Here is a 25,251-nt window from a genome sequence, read left to right on the forward strand (position 1 = left end):
GCCCCGCCGAGCGTCGACGTCGCGGCGTTCCGGCTGATGGGTCTGGCCGTGGTCAGCCGCCTGGCCTCCCGCTACGCCATCCGGGTGGAGCTGCGCCGCAACGTGGAGGGCGGCACCGTCGCCCAGGTGACGCTCCCCGCCTCGACCGTGGTGCTGCCGCCCGTGCACAGCCGGGACCAGCAGATCACCCGGCCCCGGCAACCGCTCGCGGTCGAGCAGGCGCCGTTCGCCCCGGCCGGCCGGGGCGAGCCGACGGTCGGCGCCGGGCGCACGGCCTCGGCCACGCTGACCGAGCAGTGGCGGTCCGCCGCCCCGGCACCCTGGCAGGCCCCGGAACAGGCGCGGGACACCACGGCGCCGGTGCAGGCCGGTGGCCTGGCCGGAACGCACCCGGCCGCCCCTGCCCAGCCGGCCTTCACCAGCGGTGGCTTCTCGGCCGGCGGGCCGACCGTCGCCTACCCCACGGTCGATCCGCTGCCCAAGCGTGTCCCCGGCGGGGAGGCCACGGCGGGCACCTCGGCGCTGCCGGTCGGCCCGGTCGCCGGCGCGCCGGCCATCACCGGGCTGTCGGCTGGCCTGCCCGGGGCCCGGGGAGCCGGCTTCGGCACCGACCCGAACGCCGGCCGTGGCCTCGGAGCCGGTCTGGCCGCCACGGCCCCGGCCGCCCCGGCGGCTCCGATCACCCCACGTCCCGAGCTGCCGGCCGAGGCCCCGATTTTCCGGGAGATGGAGGCGGTGTGGTTCCGGTCGCACGGTAACGAGGCGACGGCCATCTTCACCCGCCCGGACTTCAGCCAGTCGGCCCAGCAGACCGGTGGCACGCCGGCCGCCGGGACGCCGACCCCGGCCCCGCAGGCGGCGGCCCGCGGGCCCAAGCTGCCCACGCGTACGCCGGGCAGCACCGCCACCCCGCCGCCCGCGCAGTCGGCACCGTCCTCGTACGGGCCGCCGGCCACGCCCCCCACGACACCACCTGCGGCGCCGGTTGCGGAGCCGCCCCCGGCGGCCGCCCCGATCGACCCGTCCGCCTGGCGGACGGCGGCCGACGAAGGCTGGTCCCGGGCCAGCCAGGCGGCCGAACCCGCCGCTGCCGGCACCACCCGCTCCGGACTGCCGAAGCGGGTGCCGCAGGCGCAGCTCGTGCCCGGCGGGATCGAGCCCCGGGCCGGCCGCGACCGCAGCCGGCGTACCCCCGACGAAGTTCGGGGCCTGTTGTCGGCCTACCACCGTGGGGTGCAGCGCGGCCGGTCGGCAGGTACGGACCAGAACAGCACCTCGACCAAGGAGACGAGTCGATGAACAGGCCAGCGGCCATGCAGGACATGAGTTGGTTGCTCACCAACTTCGCCGACAGCGTGGCGGGGATCGCCCACGTGGTGGCGGTGTCCGCCGACGGGCTGCTGCTCGCCTCCTCGCGGGACCTGCCCGCGGACCGGGCGGACCAGCTGGCCGCGATCACCTCGGGTGTGGTGAGCCTGACCGAGGGCGCGGCGCGGATGTTCAGTGCCGGTGGCGTCCTGCAGACGGTCATCGAGATGGACAGCGGATACCTGTTCCTGATGTCGATCAGCGACGGGTCGTCGATGGCGGTGCTGGCGGCGCGCAGCTGCGACGTCGGCCAGGTGGGCTACGAGATGGCGCTGCTGGTCGAGCGCGTCGGTGCGGCGTTGGTGCCGCTGCCCCGGGACGCGGTGCGGTCCTAGCGGGTGCGCGACGCGCAAACCGTGCGTCGCCAGGAACGAGAAAGATCCGGTGCCCGCCCAGGGCCCCGGCCGGGAGAGGAGGTGATCGTCAATGGACCAACGGCGGGTGGACCCGCGTGGTGCGCTGGTACGGCCCTACGCGGTCACCCGCGGCCGGACAGAGGCCCGGATGGACATCGCCCTGGAGGCGGTCCTGACGGCCACCCCGACCCAGGCCGCGGAGGCCCGCTTCGCCGGGCACGACAAGCACCGCATCGCCACCGTCTGTGAGGGCCGGGCACAGTCGCTGGCCGAGATCTCCGCGTACACCCGGATGCCGCTGGGCGTCACCCGGGTGCTGGTCGCCGACATGGTGGCCGAGAGCCTGCTGACGCTACACACTGCCGCTCCCGCCGAGGGGTTCGAGGAGCGGATGGAAATCCTTGGAAGGGTGCTAAGTGGACTTCGCAGGCTATGACCCCGCCGGGGCCCGCCAGAAACGGGGAATCGTCTCCGCGAAGATCGTGGTCGCCGGCGGCTTCGGCGTGGGCAAGACGACCCTGGTCGGCGCGATTTCGGAGATCACACCGCTGCGGACCGAGGCGGTGATGACCGCGGCCGGTGTGGGCATCGACGACCCCTCCAAGGTGCCGGGGAAGCAGACCACCACGGTCGCCATGGACTTCGGCCGGATCACCATGGCCGAGGACCTGATCCTGTACCTCTTCGGCACGCCGGGTCAGACGCGGTTCTGGTTCATGTGGGACGAGATCATCAAGGGCGCGGTGGGCGCGGCTGTCCTGGTGGACACCCGCCGGATCACCGACGCCTTCGCGCCACTGGACTACTTCGAGAACCGCAGGCTGCCGTACGTCGTGGCCCTGAACCGTTTCGACGGCGCGCCGCAGTACGAGCTGGAGGAGGTCCGCGAGGCGCTGGCCATCTCGCCGGACGTCCCGCTGGTGCTGACCGACGCCCGGCACCGCGACGCGGTCAAGCAGGTGCTGGTGACGGTCGTGGAGCACGCCATGCTCCGCCTCGAGGCCGAGCACGGCCGGGGCTTCCCGGCTCCGGTCGGCCGCTGAGCGAGCGGCTACCGCCTCCGGGTCGCGTCAGTCGACCCGGAGGCGGTAGCCACGCTTGACCACGGTCTGCACCACCCGGGGCGCGCGCAACCCGGCGCGTAGCCGGGCCACCGCCATCTCCACGGCGTGCTCGTCGGCCCCGCGCGGCAGGGTCCGCAACAGCGCGGTGCGGGACAGCACCCGACCGGGGGAGGTGGACAGCGCCCGGAGCACGGCCATCGGTGCCGGCGCGAGCGGGCGCAGCTCGCCGTCGACCACGGCGGCGTGCCCGCGCAGGGTCAGCAGGTGGCCGGCCACCTTCAGGGTGACCGTGCGGCGTGGCAGTTCGTCGACGATGGTCCGGACCAGGGCGCCCAGCCGGGCCCGTGCCGGCGCGCTGACCGGCACCCCGCGCCGGAGCAGCGGTTCCGCGGTGACCGCGCCCACGCAACTGGCGAGCACGTCACCGCGGAACGCGTCGAGTACCACGTCGGTGCGGTCCCCGGCGGCGCGCAGCAGCGCCTCGGCCGCCGGGGCCGAGGTGAAGGTGACCGCGTCGACCAGCCGGCCGGCGACCAGGTCGATCAGCCGGTGCAGCGGGGCAGGGTCGGTCGGTGGCGCCCAGCGGTAGACGGGCACCTCGATCACGGTGGCCCCGGCCGCCTCCAACGCCAGCGTGCACTCCGGCTGCCGCTCGCCGTGCAGTTGCATGGCGACGACCTGCCCGGCGACTCCGCGCCGGCACAGGTGCTCGATCACCTCCTCGCAGCTCTCCGAGTCCGGTGACCACTGGTCGTGCAGGCCGGCGGCCCGGATGGCCCCGCGCGCCTTGGGGCCCCGGGCCACCACGTACGCGCCCCCGAGCACGTTGCGCAGCGGCTCGGCCAGCCCCCAGCCCTCGGCCGCCTCCAGCCAGCCGCGCATCCCGATGCCGGTGTTGGCCATCACGACGTCCGGCGGCCGGTCCAGGCAGGCCCGGGTGGCCTCCCGCAGATCGGTGTCGTCGGCCAGCGGCACGATCCGCAGGGCCGGGGCGATCACCACCCGGGCACCCCGCCGCTGGAGCAACGCGGCGAGTTCGTCCCGCCGCCGGTCGGCGGTCACTCCGATGGTGAAGCCGGCCAGTTCGTCGCGCATTCACTCCTCCTGTCGCAGCCGCACCTCGACCAGGCCGTCCCGGCAGCGCACCTCGTGCCGGGGCACGGCGACCCCGGGCAGGTCCAGACAGACCCCGGTACGCAGGTCGTACACCTGCTTGTGCAGCGGGGAGGCGACCGTCGGTACCCCGCCCCTGCTGCCGACGATCCCCCGCGACATCACGTACGCCCCGGCGACCGGGTCGAGGTTGCCGACGGCGAACAGCCCGTCGGTGGTGTGGAAGAGGGCCACCTGCACGCCGTCGACGAGCGCGGCCACGCCCCGGTCGGGGTCCAGCCGGTCGAGCGGGCAGACCGGCGTCCAGGTGCGCGTCGGGTTGGGCATCGTGGTGGTCATCGCCGTACCTCCGGCATGCCCAGCGTGACCGGCTGCCGGCCCTCGCCGGCCGGTGCCCGGCCCACCGGGACCGGCTGGCCCCGCTCCAGGGCGAACGTGATGGACGGGTCGGGCACCTCGGGGGCGTTGACGAAGGAGTCGAACCGGCGCAGCCGGACCGGGTCCTCCAGCACGTCGCGCCACTCGTCGGAGTAGGAGACGACGTGCCGGGCCATCGCGGCGTCGAGTTCGGCGCACAGGCCGAGCGAGTCGTCCACGATGACCGCGCGGAGGTGGTCCAGCCCGCCGTCCATCGCCTCGATCCAGGCGGCGGTGCGTTGCAGCCGGTCGGCGGTGCGGATGTAGTACATGAGGAACCTGTCGATCAGTTGGATCAGCGCCTCGGTGGACAGGTCGGTGGCGAAGAGGTCGGCGTGCCGGGGCCGGAAACCGCCGTTGCCGCCGACGTAGAGGTTCCAGCCGGTCTCGGTGGCGATGATGCCGAAGTCCTTGCTGCGCGCCTCGGCACACTCGCGGGCGCAGCCCGACACCGCTGATTTGATCTTGTGTGGACCGCGTAGTCCCCGGTAGCGCAACTCCAGGGCGATGGCCAGCCCGACCGAGTCCTGCACCCCGTACCGGCACCACGTCTCACCGACGCAGGACTTCACCGTCCGCAGCGCCTTGCCGTACGCGTGGCCCGACTCGAAGCCGGCGTCGACCAGCCGGCGCCAGATCTGCGGTAGCTGGTCCACCCGGGCCCCGAACAGGTCGATCCGCTGCCCGCCGGTGATCTTCGTGTAGAGCTGGAAGTCCCGGGCCACCTCGCCGATCACGATGAGCTTCTCCGGCGTGATCTCGCCACCGGGGATCCGGGGCACCACGGAGTAGCTGCCGTCGCGTTGCAGGTTGGCCAGGAAGTGGTCGTTGGTGTCCTGCAACGACGCCTGCTCGCCGTCCAGCACGTGCCCGGTGCCGAGGGAGGCGAGGATCGAGGCGACCACCGGCTTGCAGATGTCGCAGCCGCGCCCCCTGCCGTGCTCGGCGATGAGCTGCGAGAAGGTGCGGATGCCCCGGACCCGGACGATGTCGAAGAGTTCCTGCCGGCTGGCGTCGAAGTGCTCGCAGAGCGCGGTGGACTGCCGGACCCCGGCCGCGTCGAGGAGCTGCTTGAGCATCGGCACGCAGGAGCCGCAGCTCGTCCCCGCCCGGGTGCACGCCTTCAGCGCCGGCACGTCCGCGCAGCCGCCGGCGATCGCCGTGTCGATGTCGGCGCGGGTCACCGCGTTGCAGGAACAGACCTGCGCGGTGGCGGGCAACGCGCCGGCCCCCGCGCCCGCCGCGCCCTCCGGGGCGAGCAGCGCCAGCGGCGGCCCGGGCAGCGGACCGCCGACGCTGGCCCGCAGCGTCGGGTACGCGCTCGCGTCGCCGACCAGGACCCCACCGAGCAGGGTCTTCGCGTCGTCGGAGAGGACCAGCTTGGCGTAGACCCGGGTGGCCGGGTCGGTGAACGTCACGTCGAGGCAGCCCGGCGTCGTGCCGTGCGCGTCGCCGAACGAGGCCACGTCCACGCCGAGCAGCTTCAGCTTGGTGGCGGTGTCCGCGCCGGGGAAGGTGGCCGCCCCGCCGACCAGCCGGTCGGCGACCACCTCGGCCATGGCGTACCCGGGGGCGACCAGGCCGTGGCAGACGCCGTCGACCGCCGCGCACTCGCCGACCGCCCAGATCCGCTCGTCGGCGGTCCGGCAGGCGTCGTCGACCAGTACGCCGCCGCGTGGGCCCAGGGTGAGGCCCGCCGCCCGGGCCAACTCGTCGCGGGGCCGGATGCCCGCCGCGACCACCACCAGGTCGGCGTCGAGCACGGTCCCGTCCGCCAGTTCCAGCCCGGCGACCGTGCCGTCCGGGCCGGGCCGCACGGCGGTGGTGGCCACGCCCAGGTGGGTGGTGACGCCCAACTCGTCGACGTACCGGCGGAGCATCGCGCCACCGGCCGTGTCCACCTGCACCGGCATCAGCCGGGGCGCGAACTCCACCACGCCGGTGTCCAGCCCGAGCAGGCGCAGCGCGTTCGCCGCCTCCAGCCCGAGCAGCCCGCCGCCGATCACCGCCCCCGTCCGCCGGCCCCGCGCGTGCTCCCGGATCGCCTCCAGGTCGTCCAGCGTCCGGTAGACGAAGACCCCGGGCAGGTCCGCGCCGGCCACCGGCGGCACGAACGCGTACGAGCCGGTGGCGAGCACCAGGGCGTCGTACGGGTGCTCGCCGGTCGCGGTACGCACCAGCCGCCGCTCCCGGTCGATCGCCGTCGCGGGCTCGCCCAGGCGCAGCTCCACCCCGTCGTCGGGGGTGTGCAGGTTCAGCTCCGCTGTGCCCACGCCGTCGAAGAACGCCGACAGCCGCACCCGGTCGTACGCCGGGCGGGTCTCCTCGGCGAGCACGGTGACCCGCCACCGCCCCTCGGGGTCGCGGGCCCGCAGCGCGTCGACGAAGCGCTGCCCGACCATGCCGTTGCCGACGACGACCAACCTGCTGATCCGCTCGCTCATGACGGCACTCCGCTCCGCTCGCTCATCGCGCCACCTCCACTGAATCCACCTCGGACAGCCAGCCGACGATGCCGGCGACCGCGTCCCGGCAGCTCCCGCATCCCGTGCCGGCCCGGGTCGCGGCGACCACGGCGTCGACCGTCCGGGCCCCGGAACGCCAGCAGCTCACCAGCGTTCCCTTGCTGACGTTGTTGCACTGGCAGACGGTCGCCGCGTCCGGCATCAGGGCCGGCGTCGCGGCGGGCGCACCCGCCGTCGCGCCGAACGCCCGGCCGAGCAGCAGCGAGCGCCGGTCGGCCGGCACCGGCTGGCCCCGGTCGAAGAGCTGGATGACCGTGCCGACCGCCGGGTTGTCGCCGAGCAGGATCGCGGCCGTCAACCGCTCGTCGTGGATGCGCAGCCGGGCGTACGTGCCCCGGGACGGGTCGGCGAAGGTCAGCTCCTCGCCGGCCCCGCCGTCACCCGGGTCACCCATGGCAGCGAGGTCGATGCCGGCCGCCTTGAGCCGCGTCACCACCGGCCGGGGCCGGTAGCGGGCCTGCGGGTCCTCCCCGGTGAGCACCTGGGCCACCACCCGGGCCTGCGCCCAGGCCGGGGCGACCAGCCCGGTCAGGTTGCCGTCGTGCTGGACGCAGTCGCCGATTGCCGAGATCCGCGGGTCGCTGGTGCGCAGCCGGTCGTCGACCAGCACGCCCCGTTCCACGGCCAGGCCGGCGGCGCGGGCGAGGGCGGTGTCGGGGCGTACCCCGCAGGAGAGGACCAGCAGGTCGGCGGTGAGGGACCGGCCGTCGGCCAGGTCGAGCCGGACCCCGTCGGCGTCCGCGACCACCGCGGTGGCCGACACGGCCAGGTGGGTGGTCACCCCGAGGCCGGCCAGCGTGCCGGCCAGGACGGCCGCGCCGGCCGGGTCGAGCTGCCGCTCCATCAGGTACGGCACCGGGTGCACCACCCCGACGTCGAGCCCTCGGGCGGCGAGCCCGCGGGCCGCCTCCAGCCCGAGCAGCCCGCCGCCGAGCACCAGGGCGCTGCGCGCGCCGCCGGCCACGGCGAGGATCCGGCGGCAGTCGTCCAGGGTGCGGAACGGCACCACCCGCTCCGGCAGCCCCGGCCCGTCCAGCCCGGGCAGCGGCGGCACCACGGCCTGGCTGCCGGTGGCGAGCACCAGATGGTCGTACGCGATGCGGTCGCCGTCGTCGGTGTGGACCGTGCCGGTGGCGCGGTCGATGGCGGTGACCGTCACCCCGGTACGCAGGTCGACGCCCTGCCCGGCGGCCTCGGCCAGCTCCACGTCCGGCTCGCCGATCTTGCCCGCCAGCAGGGTGGAGAGCATGATCCGGTTGTACGCCCGGTGCGGCTCCGCGCCGAGCACGGTGACCTTCCGGTCCCCGCCCCGGGCGTGCAGCTCGCCGGCCAACCGGGAACCGGCCATCCCGTTGCCGACGATCACGACGCTTTCGCTCACGGTCAGTCCACCCTCTCCAGCCGGACGGCGCAGATCTTGAACTCCGGCATCCCGGAGACCGGGTCGACGGCGTCGTTGGTGACCGAGTTGGCCCGCGCGGCGCCGCCCCAGTGGAACGGTGCGAAGACCGTGTCGGGCCGGATCGCGGTGCTGAGCCGGGCGGGCGCGCAGAACTCGCCCCGGCGGGAGACCACCCGTACCGGTTCGCCGTCGCCGACGCCCAGCCGCGCGCCGAGGTCGGGGTGCAGCTCGACGAACGCGTCCGGGGCGGCCCGGCGCAGCGCGGCGACCCGGCGGGTCTGGGTGCCGGACTGGTACTGCGCGAGGACCCGGCCGGTGGTGAAGTGCAACGGGTACTCGGCGCACACCTCCTCGGCCGCCGGTCGGTGCTCCACCGGGTGGAACCGGGCCCGCCCGTCGGGGGTGGCGAAGCGGTCGGCGAAGAGCCGGGGGGTGTCCGGGCCGTCCTCGGTCGGGCAGGGCCAGAAGACGCCGTCCCGCTCGTCGATCCGTTCCCAGCTCACCCCGCCGTAGTCGGCGATCCCGCCGGCCGAGGCCCGCCGCAGCTCCGCGAAGACGACCCGCGGGTCGCTGGCGTCCGCCCCACCCTGGAGGGGTGTAAGGAAGGGCACCTTCTTATCGGATTCCGTATAGGAAGGTGCCCTTCCTAACGTCCGGAGGCGGGTGGTGAGGTCGGCGAGGATCGCCAGGTCGGTACGGACGCCAGCAGGCGGCGGGCGCAGCGCGTGGCGGCGCAACACGCGACCCTCCAGGTTGGTCATGGTGCCGTCCTCCTCGGCCCACTGGGCGGTGGGGAGCACCACGTCGGCCAGCGCGGCGGTCTCGGAGAGCAGGAAGTCGGCGACGACGAGCAGGTCGAGGTCGCGTAGCCGGCCCTCGATCCGGGCGGCCCGGGGCGCGGAGACCACCGGGTTGGAGCCGAAGACCAGCAGCGCCTTCGGCCCGGCGGGTGTGCCCAGCGAGTCCAGCAGCTGGTACGCCGGCACGCCCGGCCCGGGCAGCTCGTCGGCCGGCACCCCCCAGACCCCGGCGACGTGCTCCCGGGCGACCGGGTCGTCGATCTTCCGGTAGCCGGGGAGCTGGTCGGCCTTCTGCCCGTGCTCGCGTCCGCCCTGTCCGTTGCCCTGGCCGGTGAGGCAGCCGTAGCCGGAGCCGGGGCGGCCGGGCAGCCCGAGGGCGAGCGCCAGGTTGACGAAGCCGGTGACCGTGTCGACGCCCTTGGCGTGCTGCTCGGCGCCCCGCGCGGTCAGGATGATCACGCGTTCGGCGGTGCCGAGGGCCCGGGCGGTGGCCTCCAGGTCGGCCACCGGCACCCCGGAGAGCGCCTCCGCGCGGGCCGGCCACCAGCCCGCCACGCCGCGGCGGACCGCCTCGAAACCGGTGGTACGGGCGGCGACGTAGTCCCGGTCGACCCAGCCCTCGGTGAGCGCGATGTGCAGCAGCGCGTTCGCCACCGCGAGGTCGGTGCCGGGCAGGGGTTGCAGGTGCAGGTCGGCCTGCCGGGCGGTGGCGGTGACCCGGGGGTCGACCACGATCAGCCGGCCGCCGCGTTCGCGCTGCTCGGTCAGCCAGCGCACCAGCGGGGGCATGGTCTCCGCGGGGTTCGCGCCGACCAGCAGCAGTGTGTCGGCCCGGCCCAGGTCGGCCAGCGGGAACGGCAGACCCCGGTCGACGCCGAAGGCGCGCATCCCGGCAGCCGCCGCCGAGGACATGCAGAAGCGCCCGTTGTAGTCGATGTGCTTCGTACGCAGCGCCACCCGGGCGAACTTTCCGAGCGCGTACGCCTTCTCGTTGGTGAGCCCGCCGCCGCCGAAGACGGCCACCGCGTCGCGGCCGTGTCCGGACTGGACGGCGCCGATGCCGGTGACGATCCGGTCGAGGGCGGCGTCCCAGCTCGCCGGGCGCAGCTCGCCGCTGGCCGGGTCGCGCAGCAGCGGGGTGGTCAGCCGGTCGGGGTGGTCGAGCAGCTCGGCGGCGGTCCAGCCCTTCTGGCAGAGGCCGCCCCGGTTGGTGGGGAACTGCCGGGGGAGCACGGCCACCCGCCCGGCCTCCTCGCGCAGCGTCATTCCGCATTGGAGAGCGCAGTACGGGCAGTGCGTGGCCACCTCCCGGGGCGTCCGCCCCGGCCCGGTCGCGGCCCGTGCACCGTCTGTCATGTCGGCAAAGCGTGCCGGCGGGCGGTTTCCGGTCCGGGTCTCGTTTGTTTCGGTCCTGTCAAGAGCCGCTCACACCGCACGGGGGCACCGAGCCGGCTCGCGGTGTTTACAATGTGAGAAAACCGTCTCGATATCTGGGAGGAACGATGGACGTGGCCGAGGCCTTCGACGCGGTGGCCGGCAGCTACGACGAGGCACGCCGTCGCCTGGTGCCCTGCTTCGACGCCTTCTACGGCACGGCCGTCGAGGTCGCCGCGCCGCCGTTGCGGGCCGCGCTCGCCGAGGGGCGTACCCCCGAGGTGCTGGACCTGGGCGCGGGCACCGGGCTGCTGTCGCTGCTGCTCGCCGCGGCGGTGCCGGGGATCCGGCTGACCCTGGTCGACGCCGCGCCGGCCATGCTCGCCGTCGCCGCCGACCACCTGCGCGCCCGCGGGGTGGCCCACCGGACGGTCCTGGCCGACCTGGCCGACCCGCTGCCGGCGGGCCGATACGACGCCGTGGTCAGCGCGCTGGCCGTCCACCACCTCGACGACGCCGGCAAGCGCGAGCTCTACCGGCGGGTGCCGGCGGCGCTGGTGCCCGGTGGCGTGTTCGTCAACGCCGAGCAGGTGGCCGGGCCCACCCCGGCGCTGGACCGGCGCTACCACGAGGTGTGGCTGGCGCGGATCGCCGCGCTGGGCTCCGACGCCGACGAGATCGCCGCCGCCGAGGGGCGGATGGCGTACGACCGGCCGTCGCCGGTCGCCGCACAGTGCCACTGGCTGACCGAGGCGGGCCTGACCGACGTCGACTGCTTCTTCAAGCAGTGGCGGTTCGCCGTCTTCGGCGGCCGACGCGCACCCGACACCAACCCTGCCGACTGACCGAACTGCCGCCCCGCCCCCCGCCCCGCCCCCGCCCCGCCCAGCCTTTCGTCGATCTTGCACTTCATGCCCCGACATGAGCCCCATTCCGCCCAAAGCGAGGGCCGAAACTGCAAGATCGACGGTGCAGGGTGGCGCAGGGTGGCGCAGGGTGGCGCAGGGTGGCGCAGGGTGGCGCAGGGTGGCGCGGGTGGCGCGGGTGTGGGTGTTGGCGTGGTGGCGGTGGTGGTCGCGTTGATGGGGCAGCTCGACAGGGGCCCGGCCACCCACGGGGAGGGGGCGAGGCCCGGGGATGCCGGCGGCCAGGTGCCGCGACGGGCGGCCAGGCCGGGGCCAGGGTCAGGGCCAGGGTCAGGGCCAGGGCCGAGGCCAGGATGGGTGATTTGTTGGGTTTGGCGGTCGGCGGCAAGTGGGATGACTGGCGGTCATACCGGTGGGTAGTCTGCACGGCATGACTGCCAAGGTGACCCTGTCGTTCTCGGACGAGACGATCGAGGAGGCCCGGCGGTTCGCCAAACGCGAAGGGCTCTCCCTGTCGGCGTGGATGGACCAGGCGGCCCGGGAGAAGGCGTTGCGCGAGGTCTTCACCGCGCACGCCGCCGCCGTCGGCCGGGCCGGGCTCGACCTCGAAGCCGCCGCCCTCGCCGACGCGCGCGAGGCGGGCATGGTCGACGACGTGCTCTTCGGCGGGCGCCCGCGTGCTGCGTAGGGGCGAGGTCTGGCGCATCGACGGCGCCCGGGAACGGCTCGGCCTGGTGATCAGTTCCGACGTCTACAACTCCACCGACGTGCCGATCGTGATGGTGGCCGAGGTGGTCGAGGAGGCCCTGCTGCGCGACTCGCCCCTGGCGGTGCCGATGGGCGCGTACGTGGTGATGCCCGACCGGCTCTCCTCGCCGATGAAGAAGTGGTTCACCGAGTGCGTGGACGTCGCCGACACCGACACCATGCAGCGGGTCGGCCGGGCGTTGCGCATCCTGCAACAACTCTGAAATCTCACCGGCGACATCCGGCAGCGGTGCGGTCTCCGTTTCCGGCCCGACCCGCGACGGGCACCCCGGGGTAATCCCGGATTCCTAGCGTTCCTCCAGGTCGTACCGACGAGGAGGAGTCGCCGTGAGCACACTGGCCCCCACCACACCCCTGGCCGAGGCCGCCCCGGCCGCCGCCGGGCGGCGACGCGGCATCACCGACTGGCGGCCCGAGGACCCCGAGTTCTGGCGTACGACCGGGGCGCCGATCGCCCGCCGCAACCTCTGGGTCTCCATCTTCGCCGAGCACGTGGGCTTCTCCGTGTGGAGCCTCTGGTCGGTGATGGTGCTCTTCCTCGGCCCGGAGTACGGCATCGACCCGGCGGGGAAGTTCCTGCTCACCGCCGTGCCGGCTGCCCTGGGGGCGGCGCTGCGGTTGCCCTACACGCTGGCCGTGGCCCGCTTCGGCGGGCGCACCTGGACGATCGTCAGCGCGCTGCTGCTGCTCGTACCGGCCGTGCCGATGGTGGTGCTGCTGGAACCGGGCGTGTCCTACTCCACCCTGATGGTGCTGGCCTGCCTGACCGGCGTCGGCGGGGGCAACTTCGCCTCCTCGATGGCGAACATCAACCTGTTCTACCCGCAGCGGCTCAAGGGCCGGGCACTCGGGCTCAACGCCGGCGGCGGCAACCTCGGCGTGCCGGCGGTGCAGCTGGTCGGTCTGGCGGTGCTGGCGACGGCGGGGGCCGCGTACCCCCGCCTGGTGCCGGCGGTGTACCTGCCGCTGATCGTGCTGGCCGCGCTCGCCGCGGCCCGGGGGTTGGACAACATCGCCGGGGCGCGCAACGAGCCAGGCGCGCTGCGCGAGGCCGCCCGCGACCCGCACACCTGGATCATGTCGCTGCTCTACATCGGCACCTTCGGCTCGTTCATCGGCTTCGGCTTCGCCTTCGGCCAGGTGCTCCAGCTCCAGTTCGCCGACCGCTTCCCGACCCCGGTGGACGCCGCCTGGCTGACCTTCCTCGGCCCGCTGGTCGGCTCGCTGATCCGGCCGGTGGGCGGGCACCTCGCCGACCGCCTCGGCGGGGCCCGGGTGACCTTCTGGAACTTCGTCGGGATGGCCGCCGGCGCCACCCTGGTGCTGTACGCCGCCCGGGACCGGTCGTTCGGGCTCTACCTGGTCGGCTTCCTGTCCCTCTTCGTCTTCTCCGGGATCGGCAACGGCTCGACGTACAAGATGATCCCGGCGATCTTCCGGGCCCGGGCGACCGCCGCGGTGGACGGCGGCCGGCGGGAGGCGGGCACGGCCCAGCGCTGGGCCGTACGGATGACCGGGTCGCTGATCGGCATCGCCGGGGCGGTCGGCGCCTTCGGCGGGGTGCTGGTGAACATCGCCTTCCGGCAGTCCTTCCTGGCGCAGGGGAGCGCGGACGCGGCGTACGTCGCCTTCATCGCCGCCTACGCGCTCTGCTTCGGGGTGACCTGGCTGGTCTACCTGCGGCCGGGCCGGCGCCGGCTGGCCGGGGTGTGACTCGCGCCACGACCCGCGGCAGGCCGGGCGGGAGGGTACCCCGTTTTGACCTGCCGACAGGGCGCCGGGTATCGTTGCCTGCTGTTGTACGACATCCAGAGGCGTGCCGCCTAAGGTACGCTTGGTCGTTCGTGCGCGCCCGGTAACCTCGGCGCGCGACCCCAGACCGACGACGAGACAAGGTATACCTGTGCGTACGTACAGCCCGAAGCCGGGTGAGATCGAGCGTCAGTGGCACGTCATCGACGCCTCTGATGTCGTGCTGGGCCGCCTGGCCACCCACGCCGCCACGCTGCTGCGCGGCAAGCACAAGCCGACTTTCGCGCCGCACGTCGACACGGGCGACTTCGTCGTCATCGTGAACGCGGGCAAGGTCGCGCTGACCGGCAACAAGCGCCACACCAAGATCGCCTACCGCCACTCCGGCTACCCGGGTGGTCTGAAGCAGGTCGGCTACGACGAGCTGCTGACCAAGCGTCCCGAGCGGGCCATCGAGCTGGCCGTCAAGGGCATGCTCCCGCACAACAAGCTCGGCCGTCAGCTCATCAAGAAGCTGAAGGTCTACGCCGGTGCCGAGCACCCGCACGCCGCGCAGCAGCCGGTGCCGTTCGAGATCAAGCAGATCGCGCAGTGAGCGCGGGCGAAGGAAACAGCATGACCGACATCACCGAGACCGAGGTCGCCCCCGAGGCCACCGAGGCGCCGGCGCCCGTCGCCCGCGCGCCGCGTGGTGACCGCCCGATCCAGACCGTGGGTCGGCGCAAGGAGGCCATCGTCCGGGTGCGCATCGTGCCCGGCAGCGGCAAGATCACCTGCAACGGCCGGGAGCTCGAGGCCTACTTCCCGAGCAAGGTGCACCAGCAGCTGATCAAGGACCCGCTGGTCACCGCCGAGAAGCCGGAAGCGTTCGACGTCATCGCCAACCTGCGTGGCGGCGGCACCACCGGTCAGGCCGGCGCGCTCCGGCTGGCCATCGCCCGGGCCCTGATCGTCAGCGAGCCGGACGACCGCCCGGCGCTGAAGAAGGCCGGCTTCCTCACCCGGGACGCCCGGGTCAAGGAAAGCAAGAAGTACGGCCTCAAGAAGGCCCGTAAGGCTCCCCAGTACTCGAAGCGCTGATCCTCAGCGACGCGTTGTACTTCTGACGGACGGCCGGGTCCGCCTCCCCGCGACGGGAGGTGGCCCGGCCGTTCGCCTTTCCTGGACCGTTTCTTCGGAGGTTGGCGGGTATGGGCCGGTTGTTCGGCACGGACGGTGTACGCGGGCGGGCGAACGCGGATCTCACGCCCGAGTTGGCGCTCGCGGTGGCGGTCGCCGCCGCGCACACACTCGCCGAGTCGGACCGGAGCCATCCCCCGCTGGCTGTCGTCGGGCGGGACACCCGGGCCAGCGGCGAGATGCTGGAGGCCGCCGTGGTCGCCGGTCTCACCAGCGCCGGCGCCAACGTGGTCCGGGTGGGCGTGCTGCCCACCCCGGCCGTGGCGTTCCTCACGGCCGAGGCCAAGGCCGACCTGGGCGTCATGCTCTCCGCCTCGCACAACCCGATGCCCGACAACGGGATCAAGCTCTTCGCGGCCGGCGGGCACAAGCTGCCGGACGAGATCGAGATGCAGATCGAGTCGGCCGTCGCGGCGAACGCCACCACCGCCTGGGAGCGGCCGGTCGGTGCCGGCGTCGGCCGGGTGCACGACCTGCTCGACGGCGCCGACCACTACGTGCAACACCTGGTCGGCACCGTGCCGCACCGTCTCGACGGGATCAAGGTCGTGGTCGACTGCGCCAACGGCGCGGCCGCCGACGTGGCACCGGTGGCCTACCGGGAGGCGGGAGCCGAGGTCGTCGCCATCCACGCCGAGCCGGACGGCCTCAACATCAACGACGAGTGCGGCTCCAACCACATCGAGGCCCTGCGGCTCGCCGTGGTCGAGCACGGCGCGCACCTGGGCATCGCCCACGACGGCGACGCCGACCGTTGCGTCGCGGTGACCGCCGACGGCGACGAGGTCGACGGCGACCAGGTGATGGCGATCCTCGCCCTGGCGATGCGGGAGGCGGGCACGCTGAGCCAGGACACGCTGGTCGCCACCGTCATGAGCAACCTGGGCCTGCGCCTGGCGATGTCCCGGGAGGGCATCCGGTTGATCGAGACCAAGGTGGGCGACCGGTACGTGCTGGAGGAGCTGCGGGCGTCCGGGCTGGCGCTGGGCGGCGAGCAGAGCGGGCACATCGTCATGCCCGCGCACGCGACCACCGGCGACGGCGTGCTGACCGGGCTGCACCTGATGTCCCGGATGGCGTCGACCGGGAAGTCCCTGGCGGAGCTGGCGGGCGTCGTCACCCGGCTGCCGCAGGTGCTGATCAACGTGCCGGTCGGGGACCGTACGGTCGGCGCGGCGGCGCCCGCCGTCCGCGCCGAGGTGGAGCTGGCCGAGGCGGAGCTGGGGGAGACGGGCCGGGTGCTGTTGCGCCCGTCCGGCACCGAGCCCCTGGTCCGGGTCATGGTCGAGGCCGCCACGGAACAGGTCGCCCGCGAGATCGCCGAGCGCATCGCCGACCAGGTCCGGACGGCGAGCCCGGCGTCGGCCTGACGGGCGCGCCCGTCGCCGGGTACCGGCCACGGCCAGGGCGAGCCGCCCCGGGGCTGTCCCGCGGCCGAGCGCACCCGCGGATGCCGGCCAGGCCCATGCCGACGGTCAGAGGCGCAGGGTGCTGGCGCGGGCGTAGCTCGTGGCGGCATCCTCGCCGTCGGTGAGGTCGAGGTCCTCGACCACCCGACCGTCGCCGAGCCGGATCAGCCGGTCACACCGGGCGGCGACCGCCCGCTCGTGGGTGGCGAGCAGGATCGTCATGCCGTGCCGGTCGCGCAGGTCGAGCAGCAGGTCGAGGATCTGCGTGCCGGTGGCCGAGTCGAGGTTGCCGGTCGGCTCGTCGGCGAGCAACAGCCCGGGGGCACCCATCAGCGCCCGCGCGATCGCCACCCGCTGCTGCTGGCCGCCGGAGAGCTGAGCCGGCAGGGCCCGCTCCCGCCCGGCCAGGCCCACCGCGTCGAGCAACTCCCGGGCCCGGGCGGCGTGGTCGGCCCGCCCCGGGCGGGGCAGCATCGGCGCGATCACGTTGTCCAGCACGGTCAGCGCGGGCAGCAGGTGGTAGCGCTGGAAGACGAAACCCACCCGCTGCCGGTACCGGGTGAGGGCGGACCGGCCGAGCCCCGTGACCTCCAAGTCGTCCACCGCGACGGTGCCGGAGTCGACCTGCTCGATCGCGCCGATCATGTGCAGCAGCGTCGACTTGCCGGAGCCGCTGGGCCCGGTCAACGCCACCACCGTCCCGGCCGGGATCTCCAGGGACACGTCGTCGACCGCGGTCACCCGCTGCGGGCCGGCCCCGAACCGCCGGACCAGCCCGGCGACCCGGACCGTGCTGCCCACCGTCGTCGTCTCCATCGTCACTCCTCCGCGAGCAGTCGTGCGGTCGGCAGCCGGCGCAGCAGCGCGGCCGGGACCAGGGCGGCCACCGAGGTGACCAGGACGCCGGCCACCGCCACCGACGCGGCGACCGCGAGCAGGGTGCCGGGCAGGGTGCCGACCAGCCAGGCCGCCCCGGCCAGCCCGAGGCCGGCGCCGGTGACCGCGCCGAGCAGGCCGAGGGCCAGCCCCTCGTACCCGATCAGGCGGCCCAGCGCGGCGTCGCTCCAGCCGACCGCGCGCAGGGTGGCCAGTTCGGCGGCCCGGTCCCGGATGTTCAGGTAGAGCACGTCGGCGACCGCGGCGGCACCGAGCAGCACCGTCGCGACGGCGGCCATGGTGTCCGCGCCGCGCACGCTGAGCGAGACCGTGTCGCCGAGCAGGCTGCCGACGATGGCACCCCGGAACGCGTACCCGGCGGCGGTGACCAGGGTCAGCGCGGCCACCCCGATGGCCAGGGCGCCGGCCCCGAGCAGGGTGCGGCCGGGCGTGCGGGCCAGGTTGGCCAGGGCCAGGCCGGCCAGGGTGCGCGGCCGGCGTACCCAGCGGGCCGTCGCCACCGGCGGGCGCAGCGCGGCGGCCGGGTGGGCGCGCGCGGCCCGCAGGGCCGGCGTCAGGCCTGCGACCAGCGCCAGCAGCAACGCCACCGGTACGGCCAGCAGCGCCCGCCGCCACCCCACGTCGATGCCGAGCGCGGCCCCGAGGGGGACCGCCAGCGCCAGCGCGAGCAGCCCGGCGGCCAGCCCGAGGGCGGCGACCTCGCCGAGGATCAGCGCGCCGATCCGCCGGGCCGGCCAGCCGAGGCAGGCGAGCACCGCCAGCTCGGGCCGGCGGTCCCGGACGGCGGCGGCGACCGCGTTGCCGAGGAAGAGCGCGCAGACCACCAGCACCAGCACGAAGAGCGCGACACTCTTGCGGTCCACCGCCTTCGTGATCACCGAGGCGACCCCGAGCGCCGACCACTCCTCGGTCAGCCGCAGCGCCGGCCGGCCGAACGAACCGGCGGGCAGCTCGACGGCCTGCGGGGCGGGGGACGAGCCGAGCGTGATGTCGACGTCGAGCCCGGTGACCTGGGCGATCCGCTCGGCGACGAGCCGGACCTGTTCGGCGCCGCGCTCGCTGTAGCCGCCCACGTCGGCGACCCGGACCCGGATCGCGCTGATCGGGGCGGCGAGTTGCGGACTGCCGCCGCCCGCCAGCAGCTTCGGCACGCTGGCCAGGGTGGTCAGCAGCAGCGGCGGGGCGGAGAGGTGGCCGGCCGGGTTGCCGCCCGGCTCCAGCGGACGCCCGCCCAGGGCGTCCCGACTGCCGCCGTCCGCACCCTGCGCCGACGGCGGCTCGTACGTCTCCAGCGGCACCCGCCCGAGGTCGCTGAAGCCGGTGAGCTTCTCCGGGTCGAAGACCCCGACGGCCCGCCAGCTCCGGTACAGGGTGCCCGGTGCGACCTTCTTCAGCGGAAGCTTGCGCAGCGACCTCGCCCCTGTATCCCCGGTCAGCCAGGGGCGCGGGTAGGGGTTGAACGTGAATTGATCGCCGTACACCGCCGGATCGGCCGGTGGGAGCGTGCCGACCCGCAGCGTGCCGTCGGGCAGCCGGTCGTACCGCGTCGGTCCGGCCTGGACCATTGTCTGGAGTTGGCCGAAGCAGCAGCCGTCCGGGGAGAGGCCCGCGGCGAGCCGGGTGCGCCAGGCGGCGGCCACGTCGTGGCGAGCGTTGCCGGCGGGGAACTCGGGACCGCGCCCCAGGGCCCGCTCCAGCTCGACGAGGTCGACGCCGGCCGGGCGGGCCGCGGGCAGCCGTGTGAAGCTGGCGCGCAGCTCCTCGTCGACGAAGGGGCGGCTGGTCGCGAGCACCGGCACGCTGTGCATTTCTCCCCCGTCCATTCGCTTGATGGTCACCGTGTCGTCCTGGCCCAGCGCCCGCCCGTCGACCACCGTCGCGCCGAGGCCCACGAGGCGGTCCTCGGTGGCCGGGTCCACGGCGGCGAGCAGGAGCGGCACCGTCAGGTTGACCGCGATCCGCAGCCGGTCGGAGGCGGACGAGGCGGCCGTGCCTCCGTCGGCGAGCACGCCCGCGCCGGCCTCGAACCGGCCGTCGGGGAGCAGCCGCACGGCCACCAGCGACCACTCCTCGCGCTCCGAGTACGCGCCCGGGCTGCCCAGGGCGTACCGGGGATCGCAGACGGCCCGGGTGCGGCCGTCAGGCAGGACCTCGCGCGGGGATGGACCGCACGTGTCGGACCAGGGATAGCTGCGCCCGTCGGTGTAGAGGGTGGCGTCGCTGGTGCTGGGCCGGTCGTGGCTGGGGTAGATCAACGGGTGGGTGGTGACGTACACGTAGCGGGGCCGGCCCGGCGCGCCGGAGAGGCCGCGCTCGGCGACGAACCGGGGATCGACGCGGATGACCTGCCGGTCGAGCGAGCGGTCGACGGCGCCGGTCAGGTCCAGCGGGGTCGGCACCGGGGCGGTGGAGTGGCCGAGCATGGCGATGGGGGCGGCGACGTCCACCCCGGCGACCGCCTTCACCTGCTCGTACTGGGCGGTGGTGATGCCGCCGAAGAGGCCGGAGAGGTAGTTGGGCTGGACCAGCCGTCGTTCGGCCTCCAGCGGGGTGCGGGTGCCCTTCGGGCGGACCAGGATGTCGTAGGCGACGTCGGTGTTCCGCTCGACGGTGCCGGTGACGTCGAGCCGGGAGGTGGTGGTGGCACCCGTCAGGACGACGAAACCGGTGGTCGCCACCAGTACGCCGACCAGCAGGGCCACCGACCGTCCCGCACGGCCGCGAAGTTGTCGCCAGATGAAACTGAGCATGTCGCGCCTCCCCGTGTGCTGAGCACACTGTGCGCGATACATTGTGACAATGCAAGACCCGACCCGGAGGTGACATGGCGATCCAGCACGCCGTCCTGGCCCTGCTCGCCGGCGGCCCCAGCTACGGCTACGAGCTGAAGGGCGCCTTCGAGCAGGCGGTCGGCCCACAGTGGGGGCCGCTCAACATCGGGCACCTCTACCAGATCCTCGACCGGCTCTTTCGGGACGGCCTGGTGGTGGCCGAACGACATCCCCAGCCGGTCAAGCCCGACCGGGTGGTCTACGAGATCACCCCGGACGGCCGGGCCGAGCTGGGCCGCTGGCTCGCCGAGCCCAGCCCGCGCAGCGGTGGGTTCCGGGACGACTTCTTCCTCAAGGTGACCGCCGCGGCCCGGTCCGGCGAGCCGGCGACCGTGCGCGCGGTGCTCGGCAACCAGCGCGGTCACCTGATGCGGGAGCTGCGCAACCTCGACGGGCTGCGCCGCCGGGCCGAGGATCCGGTGGTCGGCCTGCTGCTCTCGGCGGCGAGCCGGCACGTCGAGGCCGACCTGGCCTTCGTCGACGACGCCGAGGCCGCCCTGCTCGCCGACGGTGGCGCGGTGCTCGCCGGGCTTCGCACGCCCCGCGCCGACGGGGCGGGGTCGGAGCGGGGGAGCGGCCCGACCCGGGCCGCCGGCTGACGGTCAGGCGTACGCGTCGGTCACCGCGCGCCCGTCAGCCGGCGCAGCCGGGTGACGGCCTCGGTCAGCACCTCGGGCCGCTTGCAGAAGGCGAAGCGGACGAGGTGCCGGCCCGCCTCCGGGTCGTCGTAGAAGACCTGGGTCGGGACGGCCACCACCCCGCACCGCTCGGGCAGCGAGCGGCAGAACTCGATCCCGTCGCGCCCGCCGAGCGCGGTGACGTCGGCGGTGACGAAGTACGTCCCCTCCGGCGCCAGCACCTCGAACCCGGCGTCGGTCAGCCCGCCGACGAGCTGGTCGCGGCGGGCCTGCATGCCGTCGCGGAAGGCGGTGAAGTAGCCGTCGGGCAGGGCCAGGGCCGTCGCCACGGCCGGCTGGAGCGGCGCGGCGTTGACGAAGGTGAGGAACTGCTTCACCCGCAGCGCCGCCGAGACCAGCGCCGCCGGCCCGCTCGCCCAGCCGACCTTCCAGCCCGTGCAGGAGAACGTCTTGCCGGCCGAGGAGATCCGCAGCGTCCGCCCGCGCATCCCGGGCAGGGTCGCCAGCGGTACGTGGCCGGCGGCGGCGTCGGTGAAGACCAGGTGCTCGTACACCTCGTCGGTCACCGCGTACGCGTCGTGCTCCTGGCACAGCTCGGCGACCAGGGCCAGCTCGTCGCGGGTGAACACCTTGCCGGTCGGGTTGTGCGGCGAGTTGAGCAGCACGAGCCGGGTGCGCGGGCCGAACGCGGCGCGCAGGGCGGCCGGGTCGAAGGCGTACCGGCCGTCGCCGCCGGGCCGCAGCGTGACCGGCCGGCGGACCGCGCCGGCCAGCGCGATCGAGGCGGCGTACGAGTCGTAGTAGGGCTCGAAGCAGACCACCTCGTCGCCCGGCTCGCAGAGTCCGAGGATGGCCGCGGCGATCGCCTCGGTGGCGCCCGCCGTCACCACGATCTCGCCGTCCGGGTCGTACTCCAGCCCCCAGAAGCGGCGCTGGTGCGCGGCCACCGCCGCGCGCAGCGCCGGGATCCCCGGGCCCGGCGGGTACTGGTTCTGCCCGCTGCGCAGTGCCTCCGCCGCGGCGGCCAGCATCTCCGGCGGCCCGTCGGTGTCGGGGAAGCCCTGGCCGAGGTTGACCGCTCCGGTGCGGGCGGCGAGGGCGGACATCTCGGCGAAGATGGTCGTCCCGAACGGGCGCATCCGGGCCACCAGCGGATCCACGTCGGCGGTCGTCACGCCCGTCAGCCTACGGACTCCCGGCGCGGCTTCAATCCCCCGGAACGCGCCCGGACTCCCCGGCGGTGTCTCCGTGGCTCGTGCGGAGGTTCGTCACGGCGGCTGCCACCCCGACCTGTTCGCTCAGACTCAATGATTGTTTACCCGGCTTTCGAGCACGCACGATGAGCGAAACTGGGTTAGGCTCCGAGCCATGTGTGGAATCGTGGGTTACGCCGGCACCCGCCCGGCGCTCGGCATCGTGCTCGACGGGCTGCGGCGGCTGGAGTACCGCGGCTACGACTCTGCCGGTGTCGCCATCGTCTGCGACGGCGAACTGCTGACCGAGAAGAAGGCCGGCAAGCTGGCCAACCTGGAGAAGGTGCTCTCCGAGCGGGCCGCCGAGGATCCCACGTCCTGCGGGGCCAGCCCGATCGGCATCGGGGACGGCACCACCGGCATCGGCCACACCCGCTGGGCCACCCACGGCGGCCCGACCGACCGCAACGCCCACCCGCACCTGGCCCCCGACGGCCGGGTGGCCGTGATCCACAACGGCATCATCGAGAACTTCGCGAAGCTCCGCGCCGAGCTTGAGGCCGACGGTGTCCAGTTCGCCAGCGACACCGACACCGAGTGCGCGGCGCACCTGCTCTCCGCCGCGCTGGCCGACCTGCGGGCCGCCGGCCACCCCGACGGGCCGCAGTTGCTCGCCGCCGGCATGCGGGTGGTCTGCCAGCGGCTGGAGGGCGCGTTCACGCTGCTGGCCGTCGACGCCGCCGTGCCCGGCGCGGTCGTGGGCGCCCGGCGCAACTCGCCGCTGGTCGTCGGGCGGGGCGACGGGGAGAACTACCTGGCCAGCGACGTGGCCGCGTTCATCGAGCACACCCGGGAGGCGGTGGAGCTCGGCCAGGACCAGATCGTCCTGATCACCGGCGACACCATCGAGATCACCGACTTCGCCGGTCAGCCCGCCAGCGGCAAGGACTTCCACATCGACTGGGATTCCTCCGCCGCCGAGAAGGGCGGCTACGACTGGTTCATGCTCAAGGAGATCGAGGAGCAGCCGCAGGCCATCGCGGACACGCTGCTCGGCCGGCTCACCGAGAGCGGCGAGATCATGCTGGACGAGGTCCGTCTCAGCGACCAGGACCTGCGCGACGTCGACAAGATCTTCATCGTCGCCTGCGGCACCGCGTACCACTCCGGCCTGGTCGCCAAGTACGCCATCGAGCACTGGACCCGGATCCCGTGCGAGGTGGAGCTGGCCAGCGAGTTCCGCTACCGCGACCCGGTCCTCGACCGGTCCACGCTGATCGTGGTGATCTCGCAGTCCGGCGAGACGATGGACACCCTGATGGCGCTGCGGCACGCCAAGGAGCAGAAGGCCCGCGTCCTGGCCATCTGCAACACCAACGGCTCCACCATCCCCCGCGAGTCCGACGCGGTCCTCTACACCCACGGCGGGCCGGAGATCGCCGTCGCGTCCACCAAGGCGTTCCTGACCCAGCTCGTGGCCTGCTACCTGATCGGCCTGCACCTGGCCCAGGTACGCGGCATCAAGTTCGCCGACGAGGTGGCCGCCGTGGTCGCCCAGCTCCAGGAGATGCCGGGCAAGCTACGCGAGCTGCTGGACCGCATCGAGCCCGTCCGGGAGCTGGCCCGCGACCTGAAGGCCGCGCCGACCGTGCTCTTCATCGGCCGGCACGTGGGCTACCCGGTGGCGTTGGAGGGCGCGCTCAAGCTCAAGGAGCTGGCGTACATGCACGCCGAGGGCTTCGCCGCCGGCGAGCTGAAGCACGGCCCGATCGCACTGATCGACAAGGGCACCCCGGTGATCTGCATCGTGCCCTCCCCGGTCGGCCGGGGCATGCTGCACGACAAGGTCGTCTCCAACATCCAGGAGGTGCGGGCGCGGGGCGCCCGGACCATCGTGATCGCGGAGGAGGGCGACGAGGCGGTCGTCCGCTACGCCGACCACCTGATCCGCGTGCCGCGTACGCCGACGCTGCTCGCGCCGCTGGTCACCACCGTGCCGTTGCAGGTCCTCGCGGCGGAGATCGCCGCCGCCCGGGGCCACGACGTCGACCAGCCCCGCAACCTGGCCAAGTCGGTCACCGTCGAGTAGCCGTAGCGGCCCCGCCGGGCCCCGTCCACCTCAACGGCGGACGGGGCCCGCGCCGTGCCGGACTGCCGCACGCAGCGGCGACCGGCTTCGCTGGTCGCGCGGACGGGGCAGCTCGACAGGCCCGTCAGCGGCCGAGCACCACCCGGGCCATCCCGTCCAGGGCCGGATTGTCGGGCGCCCAGTAGCCGGTGTGGCCGTGCCGGCCGCTGGGAAAGGTGCGCCCGCCGAAGCTCGGGTGGGACGGATCCTGCCCGAACCACAGCTCGCGTCCCGGCGCGTCGAGCAGCCCTCCGAGCGCCTTGCCGAATGGCGACCCGTCGAGCAGGGCCCGCCGGACCAACTCGTCCGGCGGCCGGGCCAGCCGGATCACGTCGTCGGGCGCGGTGCTCGCCCAGACCTGCCCGGGCGGCAGGCCCAGCTCCCCGGCGTGTGCCACCCCCACCCCGGGCGAACCGACGAAGACCAGGGCGTCGGCGGCCAGCCCGTGGTCACGGGCGGCGGTGCCGACCACCAGCGAGCCGTAGCTGTGCCCCAGCACCGTCTGCCGGCCCGGCGGCCCGTCGTGGGTCGCCCGCAGCCCCTCCTGGAACCGGTGCAGCGCCGGACCGGCGTCCCGGGCCTGCCCCGGCCATGCCGCCTCGTGCAGGAAATCGGGAGCGTCGTAGTCCAGCCAGAGCACCGCGGCGGCCTCCTCCTCGGGTGCCAGGGCGGCGCAGCGGGAGAGCACCCGGCCCGCCCGGCCCAGCTCGCCGGGCACGTCGTCGAGGCCGGCGGTCATCCCCGGCACGTAGGTCAGCACGCGCGCCGACCGGTCCGGGTTGCCCAGTGCCACGATCGCCCGCCCCTCGCCGGCCGTGCCCAGCGCCAGCAGGTAGGCCCGCGGCCCCGCACCGGCGGCGAGGCGGGCGGCCAGCGCGTCCAGCCCCGCCAGGGCCCGCTCGACCCGCAGCAGCCCGGCCAGCTCGACCGGCCCCCGGGGCACCCGTGCCAGCAGGCGGCGCCGCGCGGTGAGCAGCTCGTCCCGCTGCGCCCCGAGCAGCAGCCGGTTGGCCTGGTCGCGGTCGGCCGCCGGCACCCCGTCGAGACGGCCGACCAGCCCCGGCTCGTACGCGACCAGCCAGCGCCGCTGCGCCGGGGTGAGCCCGGCCCACCACGCCCGCACGGCTGCCGGACCCGCACCGGGTGCCGGCCGGCCGGGCGGCGGCCCGGC

At 74.4% G+C, this 25,251-nt stretch carries 21 protein-coding genes and 1 pseudogene; 13 read left to right on the forward strand and 9 right to left on the reverse strand.

Going from position 1 to position 25,251, the window contains the following annotated elements:
* The 4 genes and pseudogenes from ABZ809_RS33280 to ABZ809_RS33295 form a co-directional block, all read left to right on the forward strand.
* Nucleotides 1-1,299: pseudogene (locus ABZ809_RS33280) on the forward strand (ATPase); the annotation flags it as partial.
* On the forward strand, nt 1,296-1,703 hold the full coding sequence (locus tag ABZ809_RS33285) for a roadblock/LC7 domain-containing protein (protein ID WP_067359650.1): 408 nt from the start codon (nt 1,296-1,298) through the stop codon (nt 1,701-1,703). The pseudogene ABZ809_RS33280 and the gene ABZ809_RS33285, both read left to right, overlap by 4 nt.
* Before the next feature lie 91 nt (nt 1,704-1,794).
* Nucleotides 1,795-2,160, forward strand: a complete 366-nt coding sequence (locus tag ABZ809_RS33290) for a DUF742 domain-containing protein (protein ID WP_357566625.1) — start codon at nt 1,795-1,797, stop codon at nt 2,158-2,160.
* Entirely contained in the window at nt 2,141-2,767 is a 627-nt protein-coding gene (locus ABZ809_RS33295) for an ATP/GTP-binding protein (protein ID WP_357566626.1), read from the forward strand. Before ABZ809_RS33290 ends, ABZ809_RS33295 begins: the two co-directional genes overlap by 20 nt.
* 27 nt (nt 2,768-2,794) lie before the next feature.
* Here the strand turns inward: ABZ809_RS33295 and ABZ809_RS33300 are convergent, their stop codons facing one another.
* The 5 genes from ABZ809_RS33300 to ABZ809_RS33320 are packed head-to-tail and all read right to left on the reverse strand — an operon-like array spanning nt 2,795 to nt 10,401.
* A complete protein-coding gene (locus tag ABZ809_RS33300) occupies nt 2,795-3,883 on the reverse strand; it encodes a uroporphyrinogen-III synthase (RefSeq protein ID WP_357566627.1) in 1,089 nt (362 codons plus the stop codon).
* A complete protein-coding gene (gene nirD, locus ABZ809_RS33305) occupies nt 3,884-4,228 on the reverse strand; it encodes a nitrite reductase small subunit NirD (RefSeq protein WP_357566644.1) in 345 nt (114 codons plus the stop codon). It abuts the gene before it with no gap.
* A gap of 8 nt (nt 4,229-4,236) precedes the next feature.
* Nucleotides 4,237-6,762, reverse strand: a complete 2,526-nt coding sequence (nirB, locus tag ABZ809_RS33310; protein ID WP_357566628.1) for a nitrite reductase large subunit NirB — start codon at nt 6,760-6,762, stop codon at nt 4,237-4,239.
* A gap of 22 nt (nt 6,763-6,784) precedes the next feature.
* A complete protein-coding gene (locus ABZ809_RS33315; RefSeq protein ID WP_357566629.1) occupies nt 6,785-8,224 on the reverse strand; it encodes an FAD-dependent oxidoreductase in 1,440 nt (479 codons plus the stop codon).
* A 2-nt stretch (nt 8,225-8,226) separates the two neighbouring features.
* A complete protein-coding gene (locus ABZ809_RS33320) occupies nt 8,227-10,401 on the reverse strand; it encodes a molybdopterin oxidoreductase family protein (protein WP_357566630.1) in 2,175 nt (724 codons plus the stop codon).
* 146 nt (nt 10,402-10,547) lie between these two features.
* Here ABZ809_RS33320 and ABZ809_RS33325 point away from each other — a divergent pair, with 146 nt between their 5' ends.
* The 7 genes from ABZ809_RS33325 (at nt 10,548) to glmM (ending at nt 16,354) form a co-directional block, all read left to right on the forward strand.
* Nucleotides 10,548-11,264, forward strand: coding sequence for a methyltransferase domain-containing protein (locus ABZ809_RS33325; protein ID WP_357566631.1), 717 nt, complete (start codon nt 10,548-10,550; stop codon nt 11,262-11,264).
* A 451-nt stretch (nt 11,265-11,715) separates the two neighbouring features.
* On the forward strand, nt 11,716-11,973 hold the full coding sequence (locus tag ABZ809_RS33330) for a DUF6364 family protein (protein WP_357566632.1): 258 nt from the start codon (nt 11,716-11,718) through the stop codon (nt 11,971-11,973).
* The gene (locus ABZ809_RS33335; RefSeq protein WP_357566633.1) at nt 11,963-12,256 is read left to right on the forward strand and encodes a type II toxin-antitoxin system PemK/MazF family toxin; all 294 of its coding nucleotides are present in this window, start codon (nt 11,963-11,965) and stop codon (nt 12,254-12,256) included. The genes ABZ809_RS33330 and ABZ809_RS33335 overlap by 11 nt, the downstream gene beginning before the upstream one ends.
* A 124-nt stretch (nt 12,257-12,380) precedes the next feature.
* The gene (locus ABZ809_RS33340; RefSeq protein WP_357566634.1) at nt 12,381-13,766 is read left to right on the forward strand and encodes a nitrate/nitrite transporter; all 1,386 of its coding nucleotides are present in this window, start codon (nt 12,381-12,383) and stop codon (nt 13,764-13,766) included.
* A 190-nt stretch (nt 13,767-13,956) separates the two neighbouring features.
* Nucleotides 13,957-14,400 (forward strand): 50S ribosomal protein L13, encoded by a 444-nt coding sequence (gene rplM / locus ABZ809_RS33345; RefSeq protein ID WP_357566635.1) that lies wholly within the window; start codon nt 13,957-13,959, stop codon nt 14,398-14,400.
* A gap of 20 nt (nt 14,401-14,420) precedes the next feature.
* A complete protein-coding gene (rpsI, locus tag ABZ809_RS33350) occupies nt 14,421-14,885 on the forward strand; it encodes a 30S ribosomal protein S9 (protein ID WP_357566636.1) in 465 nt (154 codons plus the stop codon).
* A 110-nt stretch (nt 14,886-14,995) separates the two neighbouring features.
* The gene (gene glmM / locus ABZ809_RS33355; RefSeq protein WP_357566637.1) at nt 14,996-16,354 is read left to right on the forward strand and encodes a phosphoglucosamine mutase; all 1,359 of its coding nucleotides are present in this window, start codon (nt 14,996-14,998) and stop codon (nt 16,352-16,354) included.
* Nucleotides 16,355-16,459: 105 nt separating this feature from the next.
* Here the strand turns inward: glmM and ABZ809_RS33360 are convergent, their stop codons facing one another.
* Together ABZ809_RS33360 and ABZ809_RS33365 are read right to left on the reverse strand one after the other, a co-directional pair.
* Nucleotides 16,460-17,209, reverse strand: a complete 750-nt coding sequence (locus ABZ809_RS33360; protein WP_357566638.1) for an ABC transporter ATP-binding protein — start codon at nt 17,207-17,209, stop codon at nt 16,460-16,462.
* A 2-nt stretch (nt 17,210-17,211) separates the two neighbouring features.
* Entirely contained in the window at nt 17,212-20,040 is a 2,829-nt protein-coding gene (locus tag ABZ809_RS33365; RefSeq protein WP_357566639.1) for an FtsX-like permease family protein, read from the reverse strand.
* Between the two features lie 74 nt (nt 20,041-20,114).
* Here ABZ809_RS33365 and ABZ809_RS33370 point away from each other — a divergent pair, with 74 nt between their 5' ends.
* Entirely contained in the window at nt 20,115-20,720 is a 606-nt protein-coding gene (locus ABZ809_RS33370; RefSeq protein WP_357566640.1) for a helix-turn-helix transcriptional regulator, read from the forward strand.
* A 20-nt stretch (nt 20,721-20,740) separates the two neighbouring features.
* Here the strand turns inward: ABZ809_RS33370 and ABZ809_RS33375 are convergent, their stop codons facing one another.
* On the reverse strand, nt 20,741-21,934 hold the full coding sequence (locus tag ABZ809_RS33375; protein WP_357566641.1) for a pyridoxal phosphate-dependent aminotransferase: 1,194 nt from the start codon (nt 21,932-21,934) through the stop codon (nt 20,741-20,743).
* Nucleotides 21,935-22,127: 193 nt separating this feature from the next.
* Here ABZ809_RS33375 and glmS point away from each other — a divergent pair, with 193 nt between their 5' ends.
* A complete protein-coding gene (gene glmS / locus ABZ809_RS33380; RefSeq protein WP_357566642.1) occupies nt 22,128-24,041 on the forward strand; it encodes a glutamine--fructose-6-phosphate transaminase (isomerizing) in 1,914 nt (637 codons plus the stop codon).
* A 124-nt stretch (nt 24,042-24,165) separates the two neighbouring features.
* Here the strand turns inward: glmS and ABZ809_RS33385 are convergent.
* The coding region (locus ABZ809_RS33385; protein ID WP_357566643.1) for an alpha/beta hydrolase at nt 24,166-25,251 on the reverse strand (1,086 nt) is incomplete at its 5' end.

This window comes from Micromonospora sp. NPDC047074 (genome assembly GCF_040643815.1).
Taxonomy (GTDB): Bacteria; Actinomycetota; Actinomycetes; order Mycobacteriales; family Micromonosporaceae; genus Micromonospora.

Coding starts and splice junctions, on each gene's coding strand:
- ABZ809_RS33285 (WP_067359650.1), top strand. CDS start 1,296: ATGAACAGGCCAGCGGCCATGCAGGACATGAGTTGGTTGCTCACCAAC.
- ABZ809_RS33290 (WP_357566625.1), top strand. CDS start 1,795: ATGGACCAACGGCGGGTGGACCCGCGTGGTGCGCTGGTACGGCCCTAC.
- ABZ809_RS33300 (WP_357566627.1), bottom strand. CDS start 3,883: ATGCGCGACGAACTGGCCGGCTTCACCATCGGAGTGACCGCCGACCGG.
- nirD (WP_357566644.1), bottom strand. CDS start 4,228: ATGCCCAACCCGACGCGCACCTGGACGCCGGTCTGCCCGCTCGACCGG.
- nirB (WP_357566628.1), bottom strand. CDS start 6,762: ATGAGCGAGCGGATCAGCAGGTTGGTCGTCGTCGGCAACGGCATGGTC.
- ABZ809_RS33320 (WP_357566630.1), bottom strand. CDS start 10,401: ATGACAGACGGTGCACGGGCCGCGACCGGGCCGGGGCGGACGCCCCGG.
- ABZ809_RS33325 (WP_357566631.1), top strand. CDS start 10,548: ATGGACGTGGCCGAGGCCTTCGACGCGGTGGCCGGCAGCTACGACGAG.
- ABZ809_RS33330 (WP_357566632.1), top strand. CDS start 11,716: ATGACTGCCAAGGTGACCCTGTCGTTCTCGGACGAGACGATCGAGGAG.
- rpsI (WP_357566636.1), top strand. CDS start 14,421: ATGACCGACATCACCGAGACCGAGGTCGCCCCCGAGGCCACCGAGGCG.
- glmM (WP_357566637.1), top strand. CDS start 14,996: ATGGGCCGGTTGTTCGGCACGGACGGTGTACGCGGGCGGGCGAACGCG.
- ABZ809_RS33360 (WP_357566638.1), bottom strand. CDS start 17,209: ATGGAGACGACGACGGTGGGCAGCACGGTCCGGGTCGCCGGGCTGGTC.
- ABZ809_RS33365 (WP_357566639.1), bottom strand. CDS start 20,040: ATGCTCAGTTTCATCTGGCGACAACTTCGCGGCCGTGCGGGACGGTCG.
- ABZ809_RS33370 (WP_357566640.1), top strand. CDS start 20,115: ATGGCGATCCAGCACGCCGTCCTGGCCCTGCTCGCCGGCGGCCCCAGC.
- glmS (WP_357566642.1), top strand. CDS start 22,128: ATGTGTGGAATCGTGGGTTACGCCGGCACCCGCCCGGCGCTCGGCATC.